Raw genomic sequence first — 23,167 nt, forward strand, 5'->3', positions numbered from 1 at the left:
CGGAATCGACAAACCCCAAGTAGCCCTTGACATCAAGAGGAGGCCAACATGAGCAATGCCGCACCAGCCGTGACCGAAGTACTCGACGTTCTCGTTGTAGGAGCCGGATTCGCCGGGCTGTACCAGCTCGAAAATCTGCGGAGTCGAGGCTATTCGGTGAAAGTAGTCGAGGCGGGTGAGGGTCTGGGCGGAATCTGGCACTGGAACCGCTACCCGGGTGCCCGAGTGGACAGCGAAGGTCCGATCTACCAGTTCACGCGCCCCGACCTTTGGGATGAATTCGCATTCTCCGAGCTCTACCCCGGAGGTGACGAACTGCGCCGCTACTTCAAGTACGTCGACGCGAAGCTCGATCTGAGCAAGGACATCTACTACAACACCCGAGTCGCTTCCGCCGAGTTCGACGAGACGGCGAACACCTGGACCGTGACCGCGGAGAACGGAAGCGCTTTCGTCTGCAAGTACTTCGTTCTGTGCACCGGATTCGCGGCAAAGCCGATCTTTCCGAAGCTCCCGGGAATGGACAGCTTCGCAGGGATCAGCCACCACACCGGTCTGTGGCCTGAAGGCGGAATCGATTTCGCAGGAAAGCGAATCGCCATCATCGGTACCGGCGCCAGCGGCGTGCAGGTCGCTCAGGAGGCGTCGAAGGAAGCCGCACAGCTGACCGTCTTCCAGCGCACCCCCGTTCAGGCGCTCCCGATGCGACAGCGCCAGCTCACCGACGAGGACAACGCGAAGATCAAGTCCGATCTGGCGGACAGATTCAGTCGTCGTTCGGCGTCATTCTCCGGCTTCGACTTCGATTTCATTCCCAAGTCAGCCCTCCAGGTGAGCGACGAGGAGCGAACCACCACTTATGAGCGATTGTGGGAGTACGGTTTCGAGTTCTGGCTCGGAACGTACCAAGACGTCTTCGTCGACGATGAGGCAAACGACACGGCCTACGAGTTCTGGCGTGACCGGACGCGTGCCCGGATCAAGGACCCGGTCATCGCCGAGAAGCTGGCGCCGATGAAGAAGGCGTACCCCTTCGGCGTGAAGCGTCCGTCGCTGGAGCAGACGTACTACGACATCTTCAACCAGGACAACGTGCGCCTCGTCGATCTGCACGAGGACCCGATCGAGACGATCACGCCCACCGGGCTGAAGACCACATCGGAAGAGCACGAGTTCGACATCATCGTCTATGCAACGGGCTTCGACGCCGTCACCGGTGGACTGACCGCCATCGACATTCGCGGCACCGACGGTACGTTGCTCCGGGACAAGTGGTCGAACGGTGTGCGGGCAAACCTCGGGGTCGCAACGGCAGGATTCCCCAACCTGCTGTTCCTCTACGGACCGCTGAGTCCGTCGGGCTTCTGCAACGGGCCAAGCTGCGCCGAGATCCAAGGTGACCTCATCGTGGACACCATCGACTACATGCGGGACAACGGATTGAACCGCATCGAGTCCGAGGCGGACGCGGATGCTGCCTGGTCCGATCACGTCGCCGAGCTGACGGCCGAGGCGCTCTATGACAAATCCGACTCCTGGTACATGGGTGCCAACGTCCCGGGTAAGCCGCGGCAGTTGCTGAACTACCCCGGTGGTCTTCCCCTTTACCTGGCCAAGTGGGACGAGACCGTGTGTGCGGGATACAAGGGCTTCACGCTTTCCTGAGCAGTCAATTTGCCTCCCTCGAGTAGTGATGAAAGTGAGCAAAACATGTCCGTGAGCAAAGAATCCCTGTTCCTCAACGAGCTGTACGCTTCGTGGCTTACCCGGTCCGAAGGAATGGACCTCGCCAGTCAGCGAGATATGTTCGAAGAGTGGCATCTTCCGACCATCGAACCCATCGGCGTCACCTATGAGGAAGTGACAGCCAACGGTGTGCCGGCAACATGGGCCAAGCCTTTGGGGGCCGCCGAGGACCGCGTGATTGTCTTCACCCACGGTGGTGGGTTCGTGACAGGTTCACGGTTCTCACACCGCAAGCTCGCAGCACACCTCGCCAAACTGGCGGGTGTTCACGCCCTGATCGTGGACTACCGGCTCGCACCGGAGCACAAGCACCCGGCCCAACTCGAAGACTGCATGGCCGTCCACAAGTGGCTTCGCACGCAAGGTTACAAGGCGGAGAACACGGCGACTGTCGGCGACTCGGCGGGTGCGAATCTCGCGATCTCGACAGCATTCGAACTCGCGAGCGTGGAACTACCCACTCCTGCTGCCGTCGTCACGCTTTCGCCTTGGCTCGACATGGAGATCAAGGGGTTGACGGTCGAATCGAACGACGCGGTCGACGTATTGGCCAAGAGGGCGGTTCTGGAAATGATGCGGGAGATGTTCCTCTCCGAACCCGCAAATGCAACGGACCCGCGCGCGAACCCACTGCTCAACGACTACACCGACTTCCCTCCGGTGTACGTATCGGTCGGAGGCTTCGAGACGCTGCTGGACGACTCACGTCGGTTGGCCGACTTGATCGAGAAGGTGAGCGGCGAGGTCGTGCTCGACGTGGTCGATGAGCAACAGCATGTATTTCACTTCAACGCGGGACGGGCACCCGAGGCGGATCAAGCGTTGAGCCGGATTGCCCAGTGGCTGCGACCCAAGTTGGGCCTCGCCTGAACTGCGCCCGCGCCGCGTGCGTATGAACGCGAAGGCTCTCGGCGGCAAGAGGTGAACGTGCTCGTCGACGGCGGTCTGTCTGGACCGCCGCCGACGAGTTCGTTCGCGTGCCGGTCGGGTATCAGTTGAACGATCGATCCGCAGTGAAGATAAGGGAGATACACCCATGGATAGTCCAGTCCTCGTCCAACGCGACGGGTTCATCGAGACATGGACGATTAATTTACCCGCGCAGAGCAATCCTATTTCCGGGATGGAGGTGGTCGACGCATTGGTCGCCTGCGTCGAGGCCGTCAACGCCGACTACGGTGTGCGAGCTGTCATCGTCACCGGTGCCGGATCGACGTTTTCCGCCGGCGGCAACGTCAAGGACATGGCGAATCGTCGCGGATTGTTCGGGGGGAAGCCTCACGAACAACGGGATGGCTACAGAGCTGGGATACAACGGATTCCGCGGATCATGTACAACTGCGACGTGCCTCTCATCGCAGCAGTGAACGGCCCTGCCATCGGTGCCGGATGCGACTTCGCCCTCATGTGCGACCTCCGCATTGCCAGTGAAAAGGCATTCTTTGCGGAGAGCTTCGTCAAGCTCGGAATCATCCCGGGTGACGGTGGCGCGTGGCTGCTGCCCAAGGCCGTCGGGATGGCGCGGGCAGCAGAGATGATCTTGACGGGCGACCGTGTCGACGCGATCAAGGCACTCGAGTGGGGATTGGTCTCCAGTGTCGTTGCGCCGGAGAAGCTGCTCGACGAAGCTCGCGCGCTCGCCGGCCGGGTGGCCGCCAATCCGCCACATTCGGTACGGATGGCCAAGAGGCTCCTCCGCGAGGGACAGCACCAAAGCCTCGACAGTCTCCTCGAATTGTCCGCTGCCATGCAGGCGCTGGTTCAGCAGACGACCGATCACACGGAGGCAGTCAACGCCTTCATGGAGAAGAGAACTGCCGCCTTCACCGGCGAGTGACGTTCCCGAGAAACCGAAGAACTCCGTGGATGCGAATTGGATGCTTCCACGGAGTTCTTCTTTCAGGTCTGCTCGCGAAACTGGTGCCCCTTCTGGTGACGCCTGGGCACTTCAGCGGGTGATGAGGCCCCAGATATTCTCGCAACCTGCTTCGAGAGCGGCGGTAGTCAAGGTGTCGTCCCAGTAGTGGACGGATCCGAATTCCGAGCGCCACGCCAGGGCGGGTTGGGTGAATTCGTGCAGCCTGTGCTCGCGGGTGGTGCCGATCGCACCGTGTACCTGGTGTGCGTTACGGACGACGACCGATGCCGCGTGTCCAGCACACGACCGGGCGACGGCAATGAGGAGTTCGAGGTTCTCACTCGACCACTGTGTGCGGACCGCTTCCGTCAGTGCTGCTTCGGTCGCTGTTCGGGCGAGGGAAGCTTCTGCTGCCATGTCAGCCACCAGGTTCTGCACGGATTGGAACCTGGCCAGTGGGCGTCCGAATTGCACTCGTTCGGTGGTGTGGGCGACGGAGAGATCGAGGATGCGGTCGAGGGCGGCACACACCTGCAGCGCTCGGATGAGGGCGCCCCGCAGAAAGAGTTGTCGGATCACCGAGTCCGACACTGCGGTGCCCGACAATGCGATCGTGTCAGCGGAAACGACGTCGCGGGGTTCGTCGGCGAGGTTGGACCCGGAGGTGATGTCGAAGAAGGTTGACTCGAGGTCGGCGACGACGTACGTGTCGTTCTTCCGCCAGACCGTGACGATCTTGTCTGCCTGGGTCGCCCACGGCACGCCGCGGGCGACGCCTTTCTCGTCGAGTACGCATGCGGTGAGGCGCGCATCGTCCATCGGTAGGCCGGCCTCTTCGAGAAGCCAACCGGCGAGCAGGTCGTGTTCGGCGAGAGGAACCCGGACCCCGTGCGATGCCGCGGCGCGCACGAGTTCCGCGGCCTCGTACCAGCCTGCGCCGCTGCCGCCGGTCTCTTCGCGGCCGGTCAGCCGGACAAGACCCAGTTCGTCGAGTTGTGCCCACAGGGAGGGATCGCACGTGGCCATACCGTTCTCGGGCCCGTTCCGTTCCCGGTGGGCGGAAAAGACCGCGGACATCATGTCGGTGAGGTCCGCGTCGACCGTGGTTGGTGCGTGCATCAGCGCATCCCCAATCCCCGCGCGATCACGCCGCGCAGAACTTCGTTGGTGCCGCCCCGCAGAGTAAATCCTGGGCGTTGGACGATGGCGTCCTCGAGCATCGAGGCGTAACCAGTAGTCGAAGATTCATCGGTGAGGAGGTCGGCAAAGTCGGCTATGTCGCCTTCGGTGGACGTCCCGAGGACCTTCACCACGGCTGCGGCGGTGTCGGCGGGCTCGTGGCGCTCGAGTGCGCCCGCCACTGCGGTCGACATCTGGTGCAGACCGGCGATCCGTCCGAAATACCGGCCCAGATTCGAATGCCGCGGCAAGGTTCCCTGCTTCATCTGTTCGGCGGTCTTCGCGAGCAGGACGAACGTCGACAGGAATCGCTCCGGGCCGCTGCGTTCGAAGCTGAGCTCCGAGGTGACCTGCTGCCACCCGTTGTCGATGGTGCCGAAGACCATCTCGTCCTCGACAAGGACCTGGTCGAGGAGGACCTCGTTGAAGTGGTGCTGCCCGTTCATCGACACGATCGGCCGGATGTCGACTCCGGGGGCGTGCAGATCGACGATGAACTGGCTGAGGCCATCGTGTCGATGTGCCGGATCGAGTTGGGCGGTGCGGGCAAGGCAGATGAATGCGTCAGCGCGATGAGCACCGGAGGTCCAGACCTTGACTCCGGTAATGGACCACCCTCCGTCCACTCGGGTGGCCTTTGTGCGCACACTGGCCAAGTCGGACCCGGAATCCGGCTCGCTCATACCGATACCGAAATAGCATTCTCCGCGCGTGATCGCCGGCAAGAACTTGTGCTTCTGGACCTCGGTGCCGTACTTCAGCAGCGACGGGACGATCTGCCGGTCGGCGATCCAGTGGGCGGCGACGGGGGCGCCGGCGGCGAGCAACTCTTCGGTGACGACGAACCGTTCGAGGTGGCGGCGACCATGGCCGCCGTACTCGGCCGGCACGGTCATGCCGAGCCATCCGCGGGCGGCCAATGCACGTGTGAAGTCTTCGTCCCAGCCAGTCAACCAGGAGTCGACCTGTCGGCCGATCTTGCCTTCACTGAGTTGCTCGGCAAGAAACTCACGGACTTCGGTCCGCAAGTCGTCCATGGCGTGTGGGTCACTGGAGACCGGGGGCACCAATCTGAGGTTGGTCATGATGGTTCTTCCATTCAGGAGGAGGTGGCCTGAGGCGACGTCGCCGTCACGACGGATGCATCGGCCAGCGCATGGACGCGGTCGGCGGAGAGTCCGACGACCTTGTCGGCGATGACGTATGGGGCATAACGAGGTTCTCCGTCGATGAGTTCCGCGAGTTTCGCGGCGCCGGACGCGGCTTGCACGATGTCGTCATAGGCGGGGTAGTCCCGGAAGGCGGTCTCGGAGCCGTACGCCTGTGCGGTGCAGAGGATCAGTCCCGGATTGACCTCCGAGAGTCGCTCGTAGGTGATGCCCAATTTCTGCCGGGAGCGCGGCCATAGATTCGTCACCAACACATCCGCGTTGCGCACCAGATCGTCGAGGATCTCGCGGCCCTCCGCGGAGGCGAGGTCGATCGCGATGCTGCGCTGTTGCGCTGAAGGTTGAGTGTCAGAGCGCTCATACCGTCATGGCGGCGGGCACCTACATCTCGGCTCATGTCACCGTCGAGACTCTCGACCTTGATGACGTCTGCGCCCATGTCGGCGAGGGTTGCGGTGGCGAAGGGGCCCATGATCACGGTCGTCAAATCGATGACGCGCAGACCGTGAAGAGCGCCGGGTGTGAGTTTCACTGAAACCTCTTTCGCTGCGACAGGAAGCACTTCATGGACTATGTCAGTCTCAACAGATTTCCGCAATAAGGGTGTGAATTACATATATAAGTAAGATAGAGTGGTGGTGACCGCTCGGATGGAGCAGTGCCCGTAGGGAGAATGTGCCGTGATGCAACCAGATGACGCCCCCAATGTTCGAGGCCGCAGTCGCCATCGAACCGTGGACCGCATTGCTGCGATTCTCGAGCTCGTAGCCCGATCCCACACCGGACTCACCTTGAGTGGGATGGCCAAAGAGCTTGACGCGCCGATCAGTTCGACGCAAGGTCTCGTCAACGGCCTCGTTGCGACGGGTTATCTCGAGGAGCACGAGCGACGGTACTCGCTCGGCAGTGCCCCGTATCTACTCAACCGCCTCGCTGGGCGGCAGCCCGTCTCGACGGTCACGCACGCCGACCTCGAAGACGTCCACGCGAGTTCCGGCTTGACGACCGTGCTGTCGATCGCCGTCGGTCCGAACATCTTCTACGTCGACTACTGCTCTTCCGACCCACGGTTCGCGTACCTCGCCGAGAACTACGTGAGGCGATCGCTCATCCGTACCTCCGGCGGCTGGATACTGCTTGCCGGGATGGAGAAGCGTGACCTCTGGGCGTACATCCAGACTCTGCCCGACGAGGATCGCGACACTGTCGAGCGGTTCTTCGCTGCCCTACCGGAGATCGAACAGACCGGAATCTGCGCCTCCCCCAACGAGTCGACCGACGGCGACGGTGTCTCGGTCGCGGTTCGTGAGAACGGCAAGACCGTCGCCGCCGTCGGTGTCATCGCACCACACACCGTGATCACGAAGGAGCGCGACAGGCTGGTCGCACTCTTGGAGCAAGGTGCCCGGAGTTGGTCCGATCGCAGCATACGACCGTAATGCAGCCGACCCGGGGCACCGTGGTCAGCCGGCGAACTGCTTGCCGAGGAATTCGACGACGGCGCCGTGCAGTTCAGCGCTGCGCGGAATGGCACCGGTCATCCAGTACACGGCGTGGACAAGGCCTTCATACAATTCGACCTGCACGGGGACGCCCTGGTCGGCCAACCTCCGGCCGTAGTCCACGCCCTCGTCCCGAGTGACCTCGTATTCGTTGAGCAACAACAGGGTGGAGGGAAGCCCCGACAGATCCGCGGCCTTGGCCGGGGAGGCGTACGGATTCTCGGCGTCTTCCGGGGTGGCCAGGTACTGCTCCCAGAACCAGTCGATGGCTGCCGTGGTGACCAAGTACCCCTCGGCGTTCTCCTCGCGCGACGGGAATCGTGCCGTGCCGTCGATGACCGGATAGATCAATACCTGAGCGCGCAGTGCCGGGGCGCCGGTGTCGCGTGCCCGGAGGGCTGTGACCGCGGCCAGGTTGCCTCCGGCGCTGTCACCCATGACGGCTACGCGCGTGCCGTCGCCACCGAAGTCGGCTGCGTGCTCGACGACCCAGTTCAGTGCGGCGAACGCATCTTCGGGTGCGGCAGGAAACTTGTGCTCGGGAGCCAGCCGGTAACTCAGTGCAGCCACGATGACTTTCGCATCGGCGGCGAGCGCGCGACATGGCTGCTCGGTGACGTCGAGGCTGCCGGCGACCCAGCCACCGCCGTGGATGTACACCACGATCGGCAGAGGTGTTTCGGACTCCGGGATGTAGAGACGCACTGCCTGGTCGCCACCGGGGCCGGGGTAGACCGTGTCGACGACACGAGCGACGTCCGCGTTCGGTGCCTGGAGGTCGCTGAAGGACTCGACGACCCCACGGACTTCAGCAATGCTCATCTGCTCGAACGACTTCAGTCCCTGCTCGTTCAAAGTGTCTATCAAATTCTTGACCGCAGGATCGAGTGCCATGGTGTTCTCCTTCATGTCATGAGCAAGTCTGTTCAGCCGACAGGTGGAGCCACACTATGGGTGCGTTCGGCGCGGGGAGTGTCCGAAAATCACACACGCACCCGCGCCCCGGTGTCACAGGCGTGTGTTTCACAATCGGACACACCGACGCCCTGCGGTTCTAGTTTGATTCGGAGTGATCAACAGACGGCTGGAATTTCAGCGTCGCCGACAGAGAGGAACGGCAGTGAACGCGATTGCAGCGATCGAAGGAAGCGGTGACCATCGGATCCTGGTGTTGCACGGCTGGGCGCTGGACAGCAGCGTATGGCTTACCGCCCGAGCCCGGACGGATCAGTCCCGCTTCACCTACGCGTACCTCGACTTTCCGGGATACGGGGTCAACCGGCCCGAAGCACCGGCCGACGGAATCGACGGGATGGCCGCGGTCGCCCTCGACGCCGCCGATCAGCTCGGATGGTCGACCTTTTCCGTTCTCGGACATTCGATGGGGGGCACCACAGCGCTTCGGGTGGCGACCCTCGCACCTGAACGCGTGACCTCGGTCGTCGCCCTGACGCCCGTCTCCCCGGCAGGTACCCCTCTCGACGAAGCGACCTACGGTTCCTTCGCCGGGGCCTGGGCAGACCCGGGTGCAGCCATCCGTGGCGCACTGGCACCGCACATCGACGAGACAGATCTGAAGAATCTCGTCGACCGCAACCGCTCGACGATGGACCAGGCAACCTGGGAGTCCTACCTGAAGAACTGGACCAGTCCCGACTTCCTCGACCGGATGGGCACCTACGAAGGGCCTACCACCCTGATCGTGGGTGAGAGCGACCCGTTCGTCACCGCCGAGTACCTCGGGGACACGTTGGCGGCCTTGAAGAACGGGAACCTGAAGACCGTTCACGGCAAAGCCGGGCACTACCCCATGGTGGAGAACGCTCCGGAGACGGTGGCGTTGTCGGAGCAATCTCTGTACTGATCTGACCGGGAACGCAATCCGGGTTCCGACCATGCCACGTTCGAATCACGAATCCAGGGAGGATTCTCACCATGTTGAATCACGTTGTGACATTCAAATGGAAGCAGGACATCAGTGACGAGCACATTGAGTCCTTTCACGAAGCTCTGAGCGCAGTCTCGGAGAAGATTCCGGAGGTCGTGGAATACCGTTACGGAAGGGATCTGGCCCTCAAGCCCGGCAGCGGCGACTACGCAATCTCCGCGACCTTCGAAGACGTTCCCGACTTTCGCACATACCTGGCACATCCCGATCATGTGCGCCTCGTCCAGGAATTCATCTCGGTGATGGCCGAATCGTATTCGTCCGTTCAGATCGAATTCGCCTCGCGATAGGCGCGACCGGACCGTCGTTCGTCGAACGGCGGTCCGGTCGACAGTGTCGCTCGTTTCCGAAAGTTGTGATCCAGTGGTGAGTGTCGAACACACCGGGCAGGCCCCGTCACGTGGTGCCCTGAGCCGTCCCGTCTCGGTCCGTGACGATGCGGCTGCGTGGGTAGAGGCGTGGCCGGATGCCCGAATACTTCGCGTGAACGGTCGCGGTCAGGTCCGGCTTGTCGACAGACAACTGATGCTGGAACCGGCCGCCGACCTCTACTCCGAGCCTCCCGCGCGCGCCGTGCTGCTCGGCGTCTGTGGCACGGTTCACGAGTGGGGGGTGCGGGACGAGTTCCTCGCTGACAATTCCTCTGCGGGAACCGAGGTCGAGCTCGGTGACCTGCGCTCACACGGAGCACTCCTCGATGCTGCTGACGCCGACCGGTATGTCACAGCGTTGGCATTGCTGACGTGGCAGGACGACGCCCATTTCTGCGCGCGGGATGGGGCGTCGACAACGATCACCTCGGGTGGTTGGATGCGCGTGTGCACGGCGTGCGGCCGGGAGGAATATCCGCGTACCGATCCCGCGATCATTTGTCTGGTGCACGACGGGGCGGACCGAGTACTGCTGGCACGTCAGGCGAACTGGCCGGCACGGAACTTCTCGACGCTGGCGGGCTTCGTCGAGGCGGGTGAGTCTCTGGAAAGCTGTGTGGCACGGGAAGTTGCGGAGGAGGTTGGTCTCGTCGTCTCCGACGTGGTCTACGTCGGAAGTCAGCCCTGGCCCTTCCCGCGCTCCCTCATGCTCGGATTCCATGCCACGGCCGATCCCCGAGAAGAGCTCGTCTTCATGGATGGCGAGATCGGCGAAGCTCTCTGGTGCACCCGCGCGGAGGTACGGGAGGCTCTGGCTGTAGGGGATTGGACGAGCTCGGCGGATGCGCACGTGTTGTTGCCCGGCGCAGTCTCGATTGCGAGGCGCATGCTCGAGGCCTGGGCGCGAGCCGGTGATTGACGCTCTGTCTCGATCGGCACGGTTCCGTCATCGACTGGCACTACTGCGGAAGGAACCGGCTTCCGTCGATTCCCAGGGCGCGCATTTTGCGGTAGAGGGTGGAGCGAGCTACCCCCAGGCGTTGCGCAGCCAGTAGTTTGTTGCCGTCGGTCTCGACGAGTGCCCTGAGCAACGCGTCACGCTCCGCCAATTCGAGTGAGGTCGAGGCATTTCGGCGGCGTAGATCACCGTCGCGGTATCCGTCGGGCAGATGCTGCACTCCGATGTCGGAGCCCATCGACCGCAGGAGCGAGGACGCCAGAACCGATTCGAGCTCTCTGACGTTTCCCGGCCAGTCCCGCGCGACCAGCAGTTGCAGAGCAGTGGGTTGCAGTCGCAGGCCGTTGCGGTCCGGGGAGTGCTTACGTAGTAGGGCGACACTGATGTCGGCGATATCTTCGGACCGATGTCGCAGTGGATCGATCTCTATGCGGCGCATGAAGTGATCGCACAGTCGCCCGGCGGGGCCTTGACGGATCCCTTCGCCGGCGGTGGCAATGATGTGAGCGCGATTGTCGACGGCCTCGCTGAGGATCGCGCAGACGTTGGAGACCAGTTGTTCCGGCAGGAGATCGAGATGCCGGATGATGAGGGCTCCGTCGACCTTGTTCCAATTGACCAGTCCGGCAATCCACGCGTCGGGGTCGACGGAGGCGGTACCAGCGTCGAACACGGTGAAATGGCCGTCGGCATCCTGCATCCGGTGGAGGGCGCTCGCGGCAAAGAACTTGCCGGCGCCGGGTTCTCCGGTGACGAGCACAGGTGCGTCGATCGCGGCGAGTCGCTCGAGTTCGGTCTGCAGTCGCTTCGTCGCCAAACTGCGGCCGGGAATCTTGACAGTCTCCGTGCGCCTTTCGACGGAGGAGGCCGACGCCAATTGACGGGCGGGCGACTTCTTCGTATCGCGGGGATGTGGCCGCATCTCGATGACGATGCCCGCCGGCGTTCGGGAGTCTCCGACTCTACGTGCAGTTGCGGAAACCGTGACGTTGTCGGCGAGTCTGACGTCCCCGATGAACTCGTCGCGGCCGGCCAGCATTCGGCATGCCCAATCCCACAAGAGCGCCTGGTCGGACGTGTCGACGATCCGCGCGGCCATCGGAGTGGTCATGATGACATCTTGATTCAAGGACACCACTGCAGAGGAGCCACGTCGAGAGGCCTGCAGGAAGGACTGGAGAAGCAGTTGCTCGCGATCGGAGGACTCGGCGTAGAGGCGCGACTGAATTTCGCGCACGGCTGATTGCGCCAGGGCACCCATCAGCGCGTTGGAGTCCGACAGGTTGGAGGTGATGTCGAGGATCCCCTCCACGGTGCGGGTGATCGGATGGATGATAGGAACACCGACGCACGCCAGGCTCTGCAGCGCCTCACGGAAGTGCTCACCACCGCTGACTTGGAACGGTCGTCGCTCCTCCAACGCGGTGCCGATCCCGTTGGTGCCGGTGTCCTCCTCGGCATAGCGGAAACCGGGTGCCACGTAGGCGCGGTCCAAACGCGCTCGCAACCCTGCGTCGCCCGCCCTGCGGTCGACGATCTGAGCGGCGGAATCGGCCAGCAGGATGGTCGCGGGCGCGTCCTGCAGGTGTAGGACGAGGTTGTCGATCACGGGATCGGCGGCTCTCCTCAACCGGCTGTCACGATCCACGTCCGGCGTGTAGGGAAGGTCGCCATCGCCGGACGAGACGCCGATAACTTCACACCGCCGCCATGACGCCTCGATCTCGGGTCGGAGGGTGCTCAACTCCTGGCTCTCTCGTGATGGCGCTGATGTCCAGAATCGTTCACGTTCGTTCAATGGCTCGCGGCCCGCCTTGTTGATACTCATAACCACCTTACATCACTGGTCAGGGGATTTTCCGAGCTGACCCTCCTTTCAATGTAACCTGGCTCACATCTTTGGGTGTGTCCCGTTTTGCTACAGCCCGCTCGCTGTCCCGGACCTGGTGGGGATGACTGCAACGCTGTGATCGCCACCATCGGAGATGGTGCTCGCCTGGTCCGTCGATGTGGGCTGACCTGTGGTTTCCCGATGCTGTCGTCTGATGTCGGCTTTGTCGATCTTGCCCATTGCAGTCTTGGGGATCTCATCGACTCTCACGAAACGATCGGGCAGCCAGAACCGGGGGAGGGTTGTCGCCAGGAACGTCCGGAGCTCCTCGTCGGTCACGTCGGCGTCCAGCCGGAGCCACGCGAGGGGGCGTTCCTGCCATGTGTCGTCCGGCACGGCGATGACGGCGGCCTCCGAGACAGCAGGATGAAGCATGAGCGCATTCTCGAGGTCCACCGAGGAAATCCATTCCCCGCCGCTCTTGACGAGGTCCTTTTCACGGTCTTTGATCTGCAGGCCGGCGTCTGGGTGAACGGTCGCCACATCGCCGGTGCGCAGCCAGCCGTCTCGAAAGCTGTCCGGCGTTCGGGGATCGTCCAGGTATTCCCGGGCGACCCACGGCGAACGTACTTCCAGTTCGCCGACGGTCTGACCATCCCAGTCGTGTGGTGACCCGGATTCGTCTACGACGCGGAGCTCGAACAACGGCAGTGGCCTGCCCTGCATCGAGCCGCCGGGGGAGAACGTGCCCATCGGAGATGTCTCGGTCATTCCCCATCCATTTACGACGCGGGCGCCTTGCTCAGCCCACCACCGCGCCAGCGCGACCGGCGGCACCTGCCCGCCGAGCCACATCGTCTTCAGCTCCGAGAGGTCGTAGCCACAGTTACGGCGTAGGTGCTCGTCGCGCATGAGGGCGGCGACCGTCGGCGAGCCGACGAAGGTGTCGGGCCGTTCGCCATGGATCAAGTCCAGGAACCGCTCGGGTGTGGGGTGCGGTCCGGGCAGCACCAGACGTGCGCCCTGGAGCGCCGCCGCGTAGGGGACACCCCAGCCGTTGACGTGCGACATCTGGGTGGCGAGCAGGTAGGCCCGCTCCGCGTCGATCTCGACTCCGCCCTTGGTGCTGATCGCCATGGCGTGGAGCACGATGCTCCGGTGGCTGTAGACGACGCCCTTGGGCAACCCGGTCGTGCCCGAGGTGAAGCAGATCGACGCCGCAGTGTTTTCGTCGATCTCCTGGAAGGACCCGTGGGTGGATGCACGTGAAACGAACTGATCATAGGGAATGACCTGGTCGAAGCCATCGATCGCACCGGGTTCGCCCACCACGACGAGGTGACGAACCGTGGGAATCCGACCACGCATCGCCTCCACCGACGGGAGGAGATCCTCGTCGACGATCAGAACCTCATCTGAAACATGGTTGATCGTATAGGCCATGTGTTCGACCGGCATGCGGTGATTTACCGTGTGCAGGACGGCCCCGAGCGCTGGGACCGCGAAGTAGGCCGCCAGGTGCTGACGGGTATTCCACGCCATGGTTGCGATTCGGGACCCGCGTTTCACGCCGATCGATGCGAGCGCACCGGCCAGATCCCTCACGTCGGAGACCAGGTCCCGGTACGTGAAACTGCGAACCCCGTCCGAAGTCCAGGCCGTGTTGATCCGAGCGCCATTCACGTTCTCGGCGCGCCACAGCAGCCTCGCCACCGACAATTGACTACTCATCATGAGCCCATCCACCGGTCCCACCGCCTTTCATCAGATCGCTCCAAGTCGGGTCCTCGATGGATGCCAACTCTGCGACCACGTAATAGGCCGATCCTGTACCCCCCGTCAGGCACACGGTGTCCTATAACGAGTCATCCCTTGCCCCAACGTGGTGTTGCATTTTCGGACATTCGTTTGATCACTCAGCCGACAACAGTGGTGGAAACCGCGGGTTTGAAATGCCGAGCCCGAAACGACTCCAAATCTAAAGGGGCACAACCATGACCGAATACACGCTGCGAACCATTGTCGATGGCTACTCGTACCTCGAGGGCCCCCGCTGGCATGACGGACGTCTCTGGTTTGCGGACTTCTACACCCACACCGTGAATGCCGTGAACGCCGACGGCAGCATCGAACTTGTCGCGACGGTCCCGCACCAACCCTCTGGGCTCGGTTGGCTGCCGGACGGGCGGCTGCTGATCGTGTCGATGAAGGACCGCAAGGTGCTGCGTCAAGAGTCGGACGGCACACTCGTCGAGCATGCCGACATCCGCGACCTATGCGGTGGCCATGCCAACGACATGGTCGTGGACGCCCAGGGAAGGGCCTACGTGGGCAACTTCGGATTCGACCTCATGGGTGGGGCGCCACACGAGCACACCACTGTCGTCCTCGTCGACACCGACGGAAGCGCCTCGATCGTCGCCGACGGACTGTCATTCCCCAACGGCATGGTCATCACTCCCGATGGCTCAACCCTGCTGGTCAACGAATTGTTCGGCAATCGGATCTCGGCATTCGACATCCACCCGGACGGTACGCTCGGCGAGCGAATCGAATGGGCCGGCTACGGAGATCTCGGTGCCGAGCCCGACGTCGGCGCACGACTCGAGGCCGCCACGATCGTGCCCGACGGTCTGACCCTGGACGCCGAAGGCGCCGTGTGGATTGCCGATGCCGGGAACAACCGAGCGGTGCGGATCGCCAAGGGCGGCGAAATCCTCGACGAGGTCAGCACCGCACCCGACGGGGTGTTCGCGGTCGCGCTCGGCGGCGACGACGGGCGCACCCTGTTCTTGTGCGTCGCACCGAATTTCGACGAGAACGAACGCACCGCAACCCGGCTGGGGCGCATGCTCGCCACCGAAGTGGACGTACCACACGCCGGACGCCCCTGATCCTCCGGATCCCGCGGCGGAACCGTCTCCCGCAGCGGGTTCGGCGTTGATCTCACATCTCAACTGACCAAGGAGCCCCGGGGTGTTCACTACCTCCTTCACACGGATCTTCGACGTGGAGCATCCCGTCGTCTGTGGCGGCATGACTGCGGTCGGCACTGCCGACCTCATCGCCGCCGTCGCAAACGCGGGTGCTCTCGGATTCCTCTCCGCTCTCTCCCAGCCGACACCCGAAGCCTTGGCCGAGGAGATCGCAAGATGTCGGTCCATGACCGACCGACCCTTCGGTGTCAATCTGACGATCCTGCCAACCCTCAAACCAGTTCCCTACGAGGACTACCGCGCTGTCATCATCGACTCCGGCGTGGGCGTCGTCGAAACGGCGGGTAGCAACCCCGCTCCCCATCTGCACGCCTTCGCCGCCGCCGGCATCAAGGTAATCCACAAGGCCGTCTCCGTTCGCCACGCGCTGAAGGCGGAGCAGCTTGGAGTCGACGCGGTCAGCATCGACGGGTTCGAATGTGCCGGCCATCCCGGAAACGACGACGTCCCCGGTCTCGTCCTGATCCCTGCCGCCACCCGCAAATTGTCGATTCCCGTCATCGCCAGCGGCGGATTCGCCGACGGTGCCGGCCTGGCGGCGGCTCTGGCATTGGGGGCCAGCGCAATCAACATGGGAACCAGATTCGTCGCCAGCACAGAGGCGACGGTCCACGAGAACGTCAAACGCCAGATCACCGTCAACGACGAACGATCCACGCAACTGGTGTTCCGAGAGTTCAACAACACCGCCCGCGTCGCCCGCAACTCCATCTCGGAGAGAATTTCCGAGATCTCCGCGCTTCCGAACGCAACATTCGACGACGTCGCCGATCTGGCCTCCGGGGTGCGCGGTCGCCAGAAGGTGCTGGCCGGCGGTGAGGTGGATGCCGGCTTGTGGTGGGCCGGGCAATCACAGGGACTGATCGACGAGATCCTCACCTGCGAGGAGATCGTGACCAGCACGGTCAACCAAGCCCATGATCTGATCGTGAACAGACTTCCCCAACTTACGGGTGCCATCCGATGATCCGCACCGTGGATGCCGAGTACGAGACGATCGCCCTCGAGCTGCGCGACGGCGTGCTGATCGTGACGCTGAATCGACCGGAGTCGCTCAACGCCTTCACCATCACCATGGCTGATGAGCTCGAGCACCTCTTCCGGGCCGTCAATGACGACGACGAGGTCAACGCCGTGGTGGTGACCGGCTCGGGCCGCGCGTTTTGCGCCGGTATGGATCTCACGACCGACGGCAACGTGTTCGGCCTCGACGAGACGTTGGAGCCGACCCTCCACGATATGGGTGACTTGCAGGACCCGGTCATTGCCCGCGGCGTCCGCGACACCGGTGGTCGGGTCACACTTGCGGTGTTCGACTGCCTCAAACCCGTGATCGCCGCCGTCAACGGCCCCGCTGTGGGCATCGGAGCCACCCTGACCTTGTCCATGGATGCCCGACTCGCTTCCACAGCAGCACGACTCGGATTTGTCTTCGGACGCCTCGGGATCACACCCGAAGCAGCCTCGACCTGGTTCCTGACGAGGATCGTCGGACTCGATACCGCGCTCGACCTCGTGTACTCCGCCGACATCCTCGACGCGGCCGACGCGGCCGAGATCGGCCTGGTTCGCTCGGTCCACCCGCCGGACGAACTTGTCGATGCGGCGGTTGCACTGGCACATCGCTTCACTCGCGATCGGTCGCGTGTCGCGACCGCCCTGGCCCGGCAGATGACGTACCGCAACGCGCTTCTCGATCACCCCGCCGAAGCTCACCGCATCGATTCACTCGCGATGTTCTACACCAGTATCGGAGATGGAAAAGAAGGTGTCCAAGCATTCCGAGAGAAGAGGAAGCCCCAGTTCAAGGGACGCGTATCCACCGACCTTCCTGACTTCTACACCGACTGGATAGAGCGGTAGCGCCGCTGAGACATAGGCTGTGATGCCGCTCGCGGAATACGGGTAGCACCTTTCGTCGTCACTGCGTACCGGTCAGCGAATCCCAGCAGTGTCGACGAGCCCACGGGTGCCAGATGGCTCGCTACTGATCGTCTTGCCCACCTCATCGACGAAGGCATCTATGTCGCCGACCCGGAAGTCCGTGGCAACGCGGTACCAACGAGAACACGAACGGCATGGTTCGCCAGTACTTTCCCAAGAGCACCGACTTGCGCACCTACGCCATCGACGACCTGCGACGGGTCTAGGACCTTCTCAACAATCGGCCGCGCAAGAGTTTGCACTGGGCCACACCGGCAACGGCTTTCGCCGCTCGACTGCCACAATGATTACGCAAGCATTGCGGCGGCCACTCGAATCCGCCCGGTCGTCTTCAGTGACCAGATTTGATCCACCCGATGTCTCGGTCATGTCGATCGCAGCGAGCATCTCGCCACTGCATAACCTCGGGAGCCAGTGCTGTTCTGCCCCTCACTGGTGAGGTGGGCAAGTACGGTGCCATGAGGTCGGGTGGATGCCGACACAGAAGCTGAGTTCCATGCTCTACGTGCAGAGTTGGGCAGAAGTGTCCGGATTCGCTACAGGTACTGTTCCGGTCAAAGATGTTGCTGCAGTTGCAGGGTGGATGCCGGCTGATGAATTGGCCGTTCGCCCCGCGAGGCGTGCGTGCACGTGTGCCTGGCGCCCTCCGGGTGTCCGGTGGATCGATATCGGACAGTCCCAGGTTCTCGAACGACCCTAGCGTATGTGATGTCGGTCATACGAACCGGCCGGACCGGCACACATCGATCTGCTCCTCGGCGCGGGTCCCAGGCATTTCACTCAAGGAGGCAACATGGCCACGATATCGATCCATCCAAGGGAACTCGACGAGACGAACGGCGTCTTGGACGTCCTCGTCGTCGGAGGCGGCTTCGCGGGTCTGTATCAACTCGATCAACTTCGTTCACGCGGATTTTCGGTGAAGGTCGTCGAAGCCGGTGACTCGCTTGGGGGCATCTGGTACTGGAATTGCTACCCGGGTGCTCGAACCGACAGCACCGGGCAGATCTATCAGTACTCACGCGAGGACCTGTGGAAGGACTGGAGTTACGATGAGCTCTACCCGTCGTGGTCCGGTGTGCGCGACTATTTTGCCTACGTCGACGGCAAGCTCGATCTCTCTCGAGACATCATCTTCAGTACCCGGGTGACGTCTGCGGACTTCGACGGCGAGCGGAACCAATGGACAGTGCGCACCGATACCGGCCGGACGCTGCGTGCCAGGTCTGTGGTGATCTGCACTGGATTCGGTGCCAAGCCTTACATTCCCAACATCAAAGGGCTCAACAGCTTTGCCGGCGAATCTCACCACACCGCTCTGTGGCCCCAAGAAGGTCTGGACATGGCCGGCAAACGCGTGGGGATCATCGGCACCGGGTCGAGCGGCGTTCAGGTCACCCAAGAGGCCGCCGCAGACGCCGAACAGATCACCATCTTCCAGCGGACGCCCAACCTTGCGCTTCCGATGCGCCAGCAACAGTTGACAGGCCAGCTCAAGGAGAAGCTGAAGGAGCACCTTCCCGAGCGATTTGCCCAGCGCCGGAGGTCGTTTGCCGGATTCGATATGGACTTCATCCAGAAGAGCGTGTTCGAAGTCTCGGACGAAGAGCGAGCTGACACCTACGAACAGATGTGGGCTACCGGCGGTTTCGAGCTATGGCTCGCCAACTATCAAGATATTTTGCTCGATGAACACGCGAACCGCACCATGTACGATTTCTGGCGCAACAAGGTCCATCAGCGCGTCACCGATCCGGTCAAGGCCGAGAAGCTTGCCCCGAAGGATCCGCCCCATCCGTTCGGGACGAAGCGACCCTCGCTGGAGCAGAACTTCTATGATGTGGTGAACCAGGAGAACGTCGACATCGTCGACGTCAACGAGGATCCGATCGAGCGGATCTCCCCGACGGGGGTCCAGACCAGGTCAGGTCTACGCGAGTTCGACATCCTGGTGTTCGCGACAGGTTTCGACGCGAACCGCGGTGGCATCACGTCGATCGATATCCGAGGCACCAATGATCAACTTCTGAGCCACAAGTGGTCCGAGCGGCTCGATACCTTCATGGGACTCGCCACTGCAGGATTCCCCAACCTGATGTTCGTGTACGGCCCGCAGAGCCCAGCCGGATTCTGCAACGGGCCCACTTGCGCGGAGGTGCAAGGAGAGATCGTTGTCGACTTCCTGACCCACGTTCGCGACGGCGGATACCAGCGGTTCGAGACCAGCGAGGACGCAGAGCAATCATGGACGGCGCACGTGGAGGAAGTCTTCCACATGTCGCTCTTTCCGCGGGCCAAGTCTTGGTATCACGGGGCAAACATTCCCGGTAAGCCGAGCCAGATGCTCAACTACTCTGGCGGCCTTCCTTCCTACTTCGACCACTGGGAGGAAAACGTCGCGGCCGGATACAAGGCATTCACACTGTCCTGATCACGCGCGCGAGCCGCCGGCCCGACGATCGTCCGGCGGCCGCTCGTCGGCAATGGCCCCAAAGCGGCGCAACTGCTGTTAGAGCTTGTGGATGCACGAGCTCGAGCGCCGCGGTTTGTCGGCGGAGCGCGGACGACCACGCCCCTGAACGGACCCCTCAACCATGACCGGAAACTTCCGGAACGAGCAAGGACGGACAGCGCGGTGGCCGCTGATGCTCAATCATCTATGGAAATCTGCACCGTACGATCACACGGTGTGGTGGTCGGCGACCGGTAATACGTGACCTCGGACGAGTTCCTTACGCGTTCCGGCGATCTACTGGTTTTCCGGACCGCCGGTCCGGGGTCAGAGCAGTAGATGGAAGATGTCGAAGGCGACGTTCCATTCGGCGGTGCCGGGGTTCTTGCGGTCCGGATCGACCGTGACGAAGGTATGCGCCAGTGCCACGCTCAAGCCTCCGGCGATCAGCGGCAGTCGCTGCTCGGTCTCCTCGGAGAGAGCCACGTCCAACGGCGGGCGGGCCGTCAGTTGATCGAGCAGAGGTTGAAGTTCGATCTCCTCGTCCAGTTTTTCGAACCGGTGGATGCTCTCCTGCAGCCCCTTGGTGATCGGCAGGTCCCACGGTTCGATCACGTCACGCAGGTTTGCCTTTGCCGAGGCTTTGCCGATGAGGATCAAATCGTAGATCTTGTCGTCGATGAAATCCGTATAGCGCTTGAGGTCGTTCCGGTCGACCTGTAGTCCAGCCGCTGCCCGGAAGAACCGCTGGAATTTCACGGTGCCCATCACTGGCATGTCGTCAGCTCCTTTCGAAGTATTCATGGATTTGGCGTACCGCCATCGCTCCTTCACCGACTGCGGATGCGACTCGTTTCACCGAGCCGCGGCGGACGTCGCCCGCCGCGAACAGGCCGGGCAAGCTGGTTTCGAGCGTCCTGGACAGCCCGGCGCTGATCGGCCGGTTGCCGTCTCCTCGGGCGTGGACCGCGTCCATGCCCGTGAGGACGAAGCCGTGGTCGTCGAGTGCGATCGCGTCGGCCAGCCACCCGGTGTGCGGCGTCGCCCCGATGAAGACGAACAGGGCATGTACCCGGATCGTGTCCTGGTCGCCCGTGCGATTGTCCTCGACCACGATTTCGTCGAGGTACTTCTGACCGTGGACCGCACGAATCTCGGTGTTCCGGTGCACGGTGACGCGCGGGTGGTGCTCGATCTGGTCGACCAGGTATCGGGACATGCTCTTTCCGAGGTCGTCGCCGCGGATGAGCAGGTGGACGTGGGAGACATGGTCGGCGAGGAAGACGGTGGCCTGGCCGGCGGAGTTTCCGCCGCCGACGATAGCCACCGGGTCGGTGCCGCACATCCGCGCTTCCTGATGGGTCGCGGCGTAGTACACGCTCGTCCCCTCCAGTTCCTCGATCCCCGGAACGGCCAACTTGCGATACCGCGCCCCGGTGGCGAGCACGACCGCCCGGCCGCGAACCGCGCCGCCGTCCGCCAGCCGGAGCACATGGTTCCCGGCCTCGGATCCCAAACCGGTCACCTCCGCCGACACCAGGATGCGGGCGCCGAACTTACCGGCCTGGATTACGGCCCTCTCGGCCAATTCGGAGCCGGAGACCCCTGCCGGGAAGCCCAGATAGTTCTCGATCCGGGAGGAGGTACTGGCTTGGCCGCCGGCGGCGATCGACTCCAGTGTCACCGTGTTCAACCCGTCCGAGGCGCCGTACACGGACGCGGCCAGACCGGCTGGTCCGGCACCCACGACGACGAGGTTGCACACGTCCTGGGCTGCGTCCGGGACCGAGTCCGGGACCGGAAGCCCGACGATGCGTGCGAGTTCCGCATTCGTCGGATTGCGCAGCACCTTCTCGCCGTGCCAGATCACGACGGGAGTGTCCTCGGGGGCGACGTCCAGGCTGCGCAGCAGCTGCTCCGCCCGTTGGTCCCGCTCCAGATCGATCCACCTGTGGGGCAATCGGTTTCGCATGGCGAACTCGCGAAGCCGCAACGTGTCCGGCGAATAGCAGGAGCCGATGATCCGGAACCCCGAGCCGAGCCCGATCAGTAGGTGCCGGCGCACCAGGTAGGCGCGCAGGATCAGATCGCTGAGCACGGGATCTTGGGCCACCAGCTCGCGCACCCGCTCGCCCGGGACGACGAGGACCTCGCCGTCCTCGATCGCTTCGGCGGTGAAGAACGCCACCTGGCCTTCCAGCAGTCCGAGCTCGCCCAGGAAGCGGCCTGGACCGTGCACGCGCAGTATCCGGCGTTCGCCGTCCCCGTCGCCCTCGTCGATGACCGCGACCTTGCCGGAAAGGATGACGAAGAAATCGTTGCTGGGCGCGCCCTCTCGGATCAGCACCTCACCGGCGCGAACCGATCGACGCGTGCCACCGGTCTCGAGGCTCGCGACCTGGTCGTCCGTCAGCCGCGGAAATGCTCCGACCGCATCCGGAGTCTCGTCGTCGACCGGCGGACTGTTGCCGACGCGTGCGGCGTCCTCAGACGAAGTTCTGGTCGACATAACACCACCGCCAATCTTCACCTGGCTCCATCGACTGGACGATCGGATGGCCGATGGCGTGAGCGTGCGCGCTCGCGTGCTTGCCCGGCGAAGAGTCGCAGCAACCGACGTGTCCGCACGTCAGGCACAGCCTCAGATGCACCCACGGGGTGCCGAGGCGAAGACATTCCTCGCAGCCCTGCGGGGTCCGGGGCACCACGTCCCGGATCGCGGTCACGTGTGGGTCGGCATGGACATAAGTCATGACTTCGCCTCCTTGCCTGCATCTTCCGAGAGCGCCTGATCGAGCCACGTGCGCAGCTGGGGTACCGGAGCTGCGCCCGCCTGACGAGCGAGGACCTCACCCCGGTCCATCACCAGCAGAGTCGGTACGGCGCGGACGGTGAACCGTTCGGCCGTCTGGGGCGCAGCATCCACGTCGACCTTGACCAGCTTGATCTGACCTGCGCGTTCTGTGGCGAGCTGCTCGAGCGCCGGGCTGACCATGCGGCACGGGCCGCACCACGTCGCCCAGAGATCGACGAGCACAGGCACCGAGGACTTCTCGGCGACCTCCGCGAAGTCGCCGTCCCCTGCCGAGGCGATCCAGGGCAGCGGCTCGTGGCAGTTCCCGCAGCGGGGTCTTCCGTCCCCGGCCGCCGGCACCTTGTTGATCTTGCCGCAGTGCGGGCACTTCACCTTGTCGGATCCCATGACGACACCTC

20 protein-coding genes and 2 pseudogenes are annotated in these 23,167 nt (G+C 63.2%); 12 read left to right on the top strand and 10 right to left on the bottom strand.

All coding sequences use genetic code 11. From position 1 onward, the window contains the following. Window positions 1–48: 48 nt before the first annotated feature. From QM693_RS01380 to QM693_RS01390, 3 genes are all read left to right on the top strand, one after another. Window positions 49–1,665 carry a flavin-containing monooxygenase gene (locus tag QM693_RS01380; protein WP_283351115.1) on the top strand — a complete coding sequence of 539 codons (1,617 nt, stop codon included), beginning with the start codon at window positions 49–51 and terminating at the stop codon, window positions 1,663–1,665. 45 nt (window positions 1,666–1,710) lie between these two features. Further along, on the top strand, window positions 1,711–2,616 hold the full coding sequence (locus QM693_RS01385) for an alpha/beta hydrolase (RefSeq protein ID WP_283351116.1): 906 nt from the start codon (window positions 1,711–1,713) through the stop codon (window positions 2,614–2,616). Between the two features lie 166 nt (window positions 2,617–2,782). Then, window positions 2,783–3,583, top strand: a complete 801-nt coding sequence (locus QM693_RS01390; RefSeq protein WP_283333076.1) for a crotonase/enoyl-CoA hydratase family protein — start codon at window positions 2,783–2,785, stop codon at window positions 3,581–3,583. A gap of 111 nt (window positions 3,584–3,694) precedes the next feature. On the opposite strand, the gene QM693_RS01395 is transcribed toward QM693_RS01390, so the two are convergent. From QM693_RS01395 to QM693_RS37735, 3 genes and pseudogenes are all read right to left on the bottom strand, one after another. Continuing rightward, complete coding sequence (locus QM693_RS01395; RefSeq protein WP_283351117.1) at window positions 3,695–4,723, bottom strand: acyl-CoA dehydrogenase family protein; 1,029 nt, start codon at window positions 4,721–4,723, stop codon at window positions 3,695–3,697. Next, window positions 4,723–5,868, bottom strand: a complete 1,146-nt coding sequence (locus QM693_RS01400) for an acyl-CoA dehydrogenase family protein (RefSeq protein WP_283351118.1) — start codon at window positions 5,866–5,868, stop codon at window positions 4,723–4,725. The genes QM693_RS01395 and QM693_RS01400 overlap by 1 nt, the downstream gene beginning before the upstream one ends. Before the next feature lie 14 nt (window positions 5,869–5,882). After that, a pseudogene (locus tag QM693_RS37735) lies at window positions 5,883–6,424 on the bottom strand (CoA transferase). Window positions 6,425–6,635: 211 nt separating this feature from the next. On the opposite strand from QM693_RS37735, the gene QM693_RS01410 reads away from it, so the two are divergent. Continuing rightward, on the top strand, window positions 6,636–7,391 hold the full coding sequence (locus tag QM693_RS01410) for an IclR family transcriptional regulator (RefSeq protein ID WP_283351465.1): 756 nt from the start codon (window positions 6,636–6,638) through the stop codon (window positions 7,389–7,391). 24 nt (window positions 7,392–7,415) lie between these two features. Here the strand turns inward: QM693_RS01410 and lipP1 are convergent, their stop codons facing one another. Then, entirely contained in the window at window positions 7,416–8,348 is a 933-nt protein-coding gene (lipP1, locus tag QM693_RS01415) for a LipP1 family hormone-sensitive lipase (protein WP_280779572.1), read from the bottom strand. 226 nt (window positions 8,349–8,574) lie between these two features. Here lipP1 and QM693_RS01420 point away from each other — a divergent pair, with 226 nt between their 5' ends. The 3 genes from QM693_RS01420 to nudC all read left to right on the top strand — a co-directional run bounded on the left by QM693_RS01420 (window position 8,575) and on the right by nudC (window position 10,692). Beyond that, a complete protein-coding gene (locus QM693_RS01420; RefSeq protein ID WP_280779573.1) occupies window positions 8,575–9,318 on the top strand; it encodes an alpha/beta fold hydrolase in 744 nt (247 codons plus the stop codon). A gap of 71 nt (window positions 9,319–9,389) precedes the next feature. Further along, entirely contained in the window at window positions 9,390–9,692 is a 303-nt protein-coding gene (locus QM693_RS01425) for a Dabb family protein (RefSeq protein WP_005568216.1), read from the top strand. Window positions 9,693–9,765: 73 nt separating this feature from the next. Beyond that, entirely contained in the window at window positions 9,766–10,692 is a 927-nt protein-coding gene (gene nudC, locus QM693_RS01430) for an NAD(+) diphosphatase (protein ID WP_283351119.1), read from the top strand. Between the two features lie 40 nt (window positions 10,693–10,732). Here the strand turns inward: nudC and QM693_RS01435 are convergent, their stop codons facing one another. Together QM693_RS01435 and QM693_RS01440 are read right to left on the bottom strand one after the other, a co-directional pair. Next, window positions 10,733–12,559, bottom strand: coding sequence for a sigma-54-dependent Fis family transcriptional regulator (locus tag QM693_RS01435; RefSeq protein WP_489686841.1), 1,827 nt, complete (start codon window positions 12,557–12,559; stop codon window positions 10,733–10,735). A gap of 90 nt (window positions 12,560–12,649) precedes the next feature. Further along, on the bottom strand, window positions 12,650–14,296 hold the full coding sequence (locus QM693_RS01440; protein ID WP_283351121.1) for a long-chain fatty acid--CoA ligase: 1,647 nt from the start codon (window positions 14,294–14,296) through the stop codon (window positions 12,650–12,652). A gap of 260 nt (window positions 14,297–14,556) precedes the next feature. Here QM693_RS01440 and QM693_RS01445 point away from each other — a divergent pair, with 260 nt between their 5' ends. From QM693_RS01445 to QM693_RS01465, 5 genes and pseudogenes are all read left to right on the top strand, one after another. Further along, complete coding sequence (locus QM693_RS01445) at window positions 14,557–15,456, top strand: SMP-30/gluconolactonase/LRE family protein (protein WP_283333067.1); 900 nt, start codon at window positions 14,557–14,559, stop codon at window positions 15,454–15,456. Between the two features lie 82 nt (window positions 15,457–15,538). Beyond that, window positions 15,539–16,525, top strand: a complete 987-nt coding sequence (locus tag QM693_RS01450) for an NAD(P)H-dependent flavin oxidoreductase (protein ID WP_283351122.1) — start codon at window positions 15,539–15,541, stop codon at window positions 16,523–16,525. Beyond that, window positions 16,522–17,421 (top strand): crotonase/enoyl-CoA hydratase family protein, encoded by a 900-nt coding sequence (locus QM693_RS01455; protein ID WP_283351123.1) that lies wholly within the window; start codon window positions 16,522–16,524, stop codon window positions 17,419–17,421. Before QM693_RS01450 ends, QM693_RS01455 begins: the two co-directional genes overlap by 4 nt. 170 nt (window positions 17,422–17,591) lie before the next feature. After that, window positions 17,592–17,789, top strand: a pseudogene (locus QM693_RS01460) (transposase); the annotation flags it as partial. Between the two features lie 506 nt (window positions 17,790–18,295). After that, window positions 18,296–19,933 (top strand): flavin-containing monooxygenase, encoded by a 1,638-nt coding sequence (locus QM693_RS01465; RefSeq protein WP_283351124.1) that lies wholly within the window; start codon window positions 18,296–18,298, stop codon window positions 19,931–19,933. A gap of 348 nt (window positions 19,934–20,281) precedes the next feature. On the opposite strand, the gene QM693_RS01470 is transcribed toward QM693_RS01465, so the two are convergent. Genes QM693_RS01470 through trxA form a run of 4 tightly spaced genes read right to left on the bottom strand, consistent with a single transcriptional unit; the run spans window position 20,282 to window position 23,156 of the window. Then, window positions 20,282–20,722, bottom strand: a complete 441-nt coding sequence (locus tag QM693_RS01470; protein ID WP_280779761.1) for a DUF1931 family protein — start codon at window positions 20,720–20,722, stop codon at window positions 20,282–20,284. A 13-nt stretch (window positions 20,723–20,735) separates the two neighbouring features. Further along, the gene (locus tag QM693_RS01475; RefSeq protein WP_283351125.1) at window positions 20,736–22,463 is read right to left on the bottom strand and encodes an FAD-dependent oxidoreductase; all 1,728 of its coding nucleotides are present in this window, start codon (window positions 22,461–22,463) and stop codon (window positions 20,736–20,738) included. After that, window positions 22,441–22,707: a ubiquitin carboxyl-terminal hydrolase 14 gene (locus tag QM693_RS01480; RefSeq protein ID WP_280779583.1), complete on the bottom strand. Its 267-nt coding sequence runs from the start codon at window positions 22,705–22,707 to the stop codon at window positions 22,441–22,443. The genes QM693_RS01475 and QM693_RS01480 overlap by 23 nt, the downstream gene beginning before the upstream one ends. Next, window positions 22,704–23,156 carry a thioredoxin gene (trxA, locus tag QM693_RS01485; RefSeq protein ID WP_005259202.1) on the bottom strand — a complete coding sequence of 151 codons (453 nt, stop codon included), beginning with the start codon at window positions 23,154–23,156 and terminating at the stop codon, window positions 22,704–22,706. Before trxA ends, QM693_RS01480 begins: the two co-directional genes overlap by 4 nt. Window positions 23,157–23,167: the final 11 nt, after the last annotated feature.

The organism is Rhodococcus sp. IEGM 1305 (genome assembly GCF_030058635.1).
In the GTDB taxonomy this organism is placed as follows: Bacteria; Actinomycetota; Actinomycetes; order Mycobacteriales; family Mycobacteriaceae; genus Rhodococcus_F; species Rhodococcus_F opacus_D.

Excerpts from the sequence above, each read along its gene's own strand:
- QM693_RS01465 (WP_283351124.1), top strand. The coding sequence starts at position 18,296 with ATGGCCACGATATCGATCCATCCAAGGGAACTCGACGAGACGAACGGC.
- QM693_RS01395 (WP_283351117.1), bottom strand. The coding sequence starts at position 4,723 with ATGCACGCACCAACCACGGTCGACGCGGACCTCACCGACATGATGTCC.
- trxA (WP_005259202.1), bottom strand. The coding sequence starts at position 23,156 with ATGGGATCCGACAAGGTGAAGTGCCCGCACTGCGGCAAGATCAACAAG.
- QM693_RS01385 (WP_283351116.1), top strand. The coding sequence starts at position 1,711 with ATGTCCGTGAGCAAAGAATCCCTGTTCCTCAACGAGCTGTACGCTTCG.
- QM693_RS01475 (WP_283351125.1), bottom strand. The coding sequence starts at position 22,463 with ATGTCGACCAGAACTTCGTCTGAGGACGCCGCACGCGTCGGCAACAGT.
- QM693_RS01445 (WP_283333067.1), top strand. The coding sequence starts at position 14,557 with ATGACCGAATACACGCTGCGAACCATTGTCGATGGCTACTCGTACCTC.
- QM693_RS01425 (WP_005568216.1), top strand. The coding sequence starts at position 9,390 with ATGTTGAATCACGTTGTGACATTCAAATGGAAGCAGGACATCAGTGAC.
- QM693_RS01400 (WP_283351118.1), bottom strand. The coding sequence starts at position 5,868 with ATGACCAACCTCAGATTGGTGCCCCCGGTCTCCAGTGACCCACACGCC.
- QM693_RS01435 (WP_489686841.1), bottom strand. The coding sequence starts at position 12,559 with ATGAGTATCAACAAGGCGGGCCGCGAGCCATTGAACGAACGTGAACGA.
- lipP1 (WP_280779572.1), bottom strand. The coding sequence starts at position 8,348 with ATGGCACTCGATCCTGCGGTCAAGAATTTGATAGACACTTTGAACGAG.
- QM693_RS01470 (WP_280779761.1), bottom strand. The coding sequence starts at position 20,722 with ATGGGCACCGTGAAATTCCAGCGGTTCTTCCGGGCAGCGGCTGGACTA.
- QM693_RS01390 (WP_283333076.1), top strand. The coding sequence starts at position 2,783 with ATGGATAGTCCAGTCCTCGTCCAACGCGACGGGTTCATCGAGACATGG.
- QM693_RS01410 (WP_283351465.1), top strand. The coding sequence starts at position 6,636 with ATGCAACCAGATGACGCCCCCAATGTTCGAGGCCGCAGTCGCCATCGA.
- QM693_RS01455 (WP_283351123.1), top strand. The coding sequence starts at position 16,522 with ATGATCCGCACCGTGGATGCCGAGTACGAGACGATCGCCCTCGAGCTG.
- QM693_RS01480 (WP_280779583.1), bottom strand. The coding sequence starts at position 22,707 with ATGACTTATGTCCATGCCGACCCACACGTGACCGCGATCCGGGACGTG.
- QM693_RS01380 (WP_283351115.1), top strand. The coding sequence starts at position 49 with ATGAGCAATGCCGCACCAGCCGTGACCGAAGTACTCGACGTTCTCGTT.
- QM693_RS01440 (WP_283351121.1), bottom strand. The coding sequence starts at position 14,296 with ATGATGAGTAGTCAATTGTCGGTGGCGAGGCTGCTGTGGCGCGCCGAG.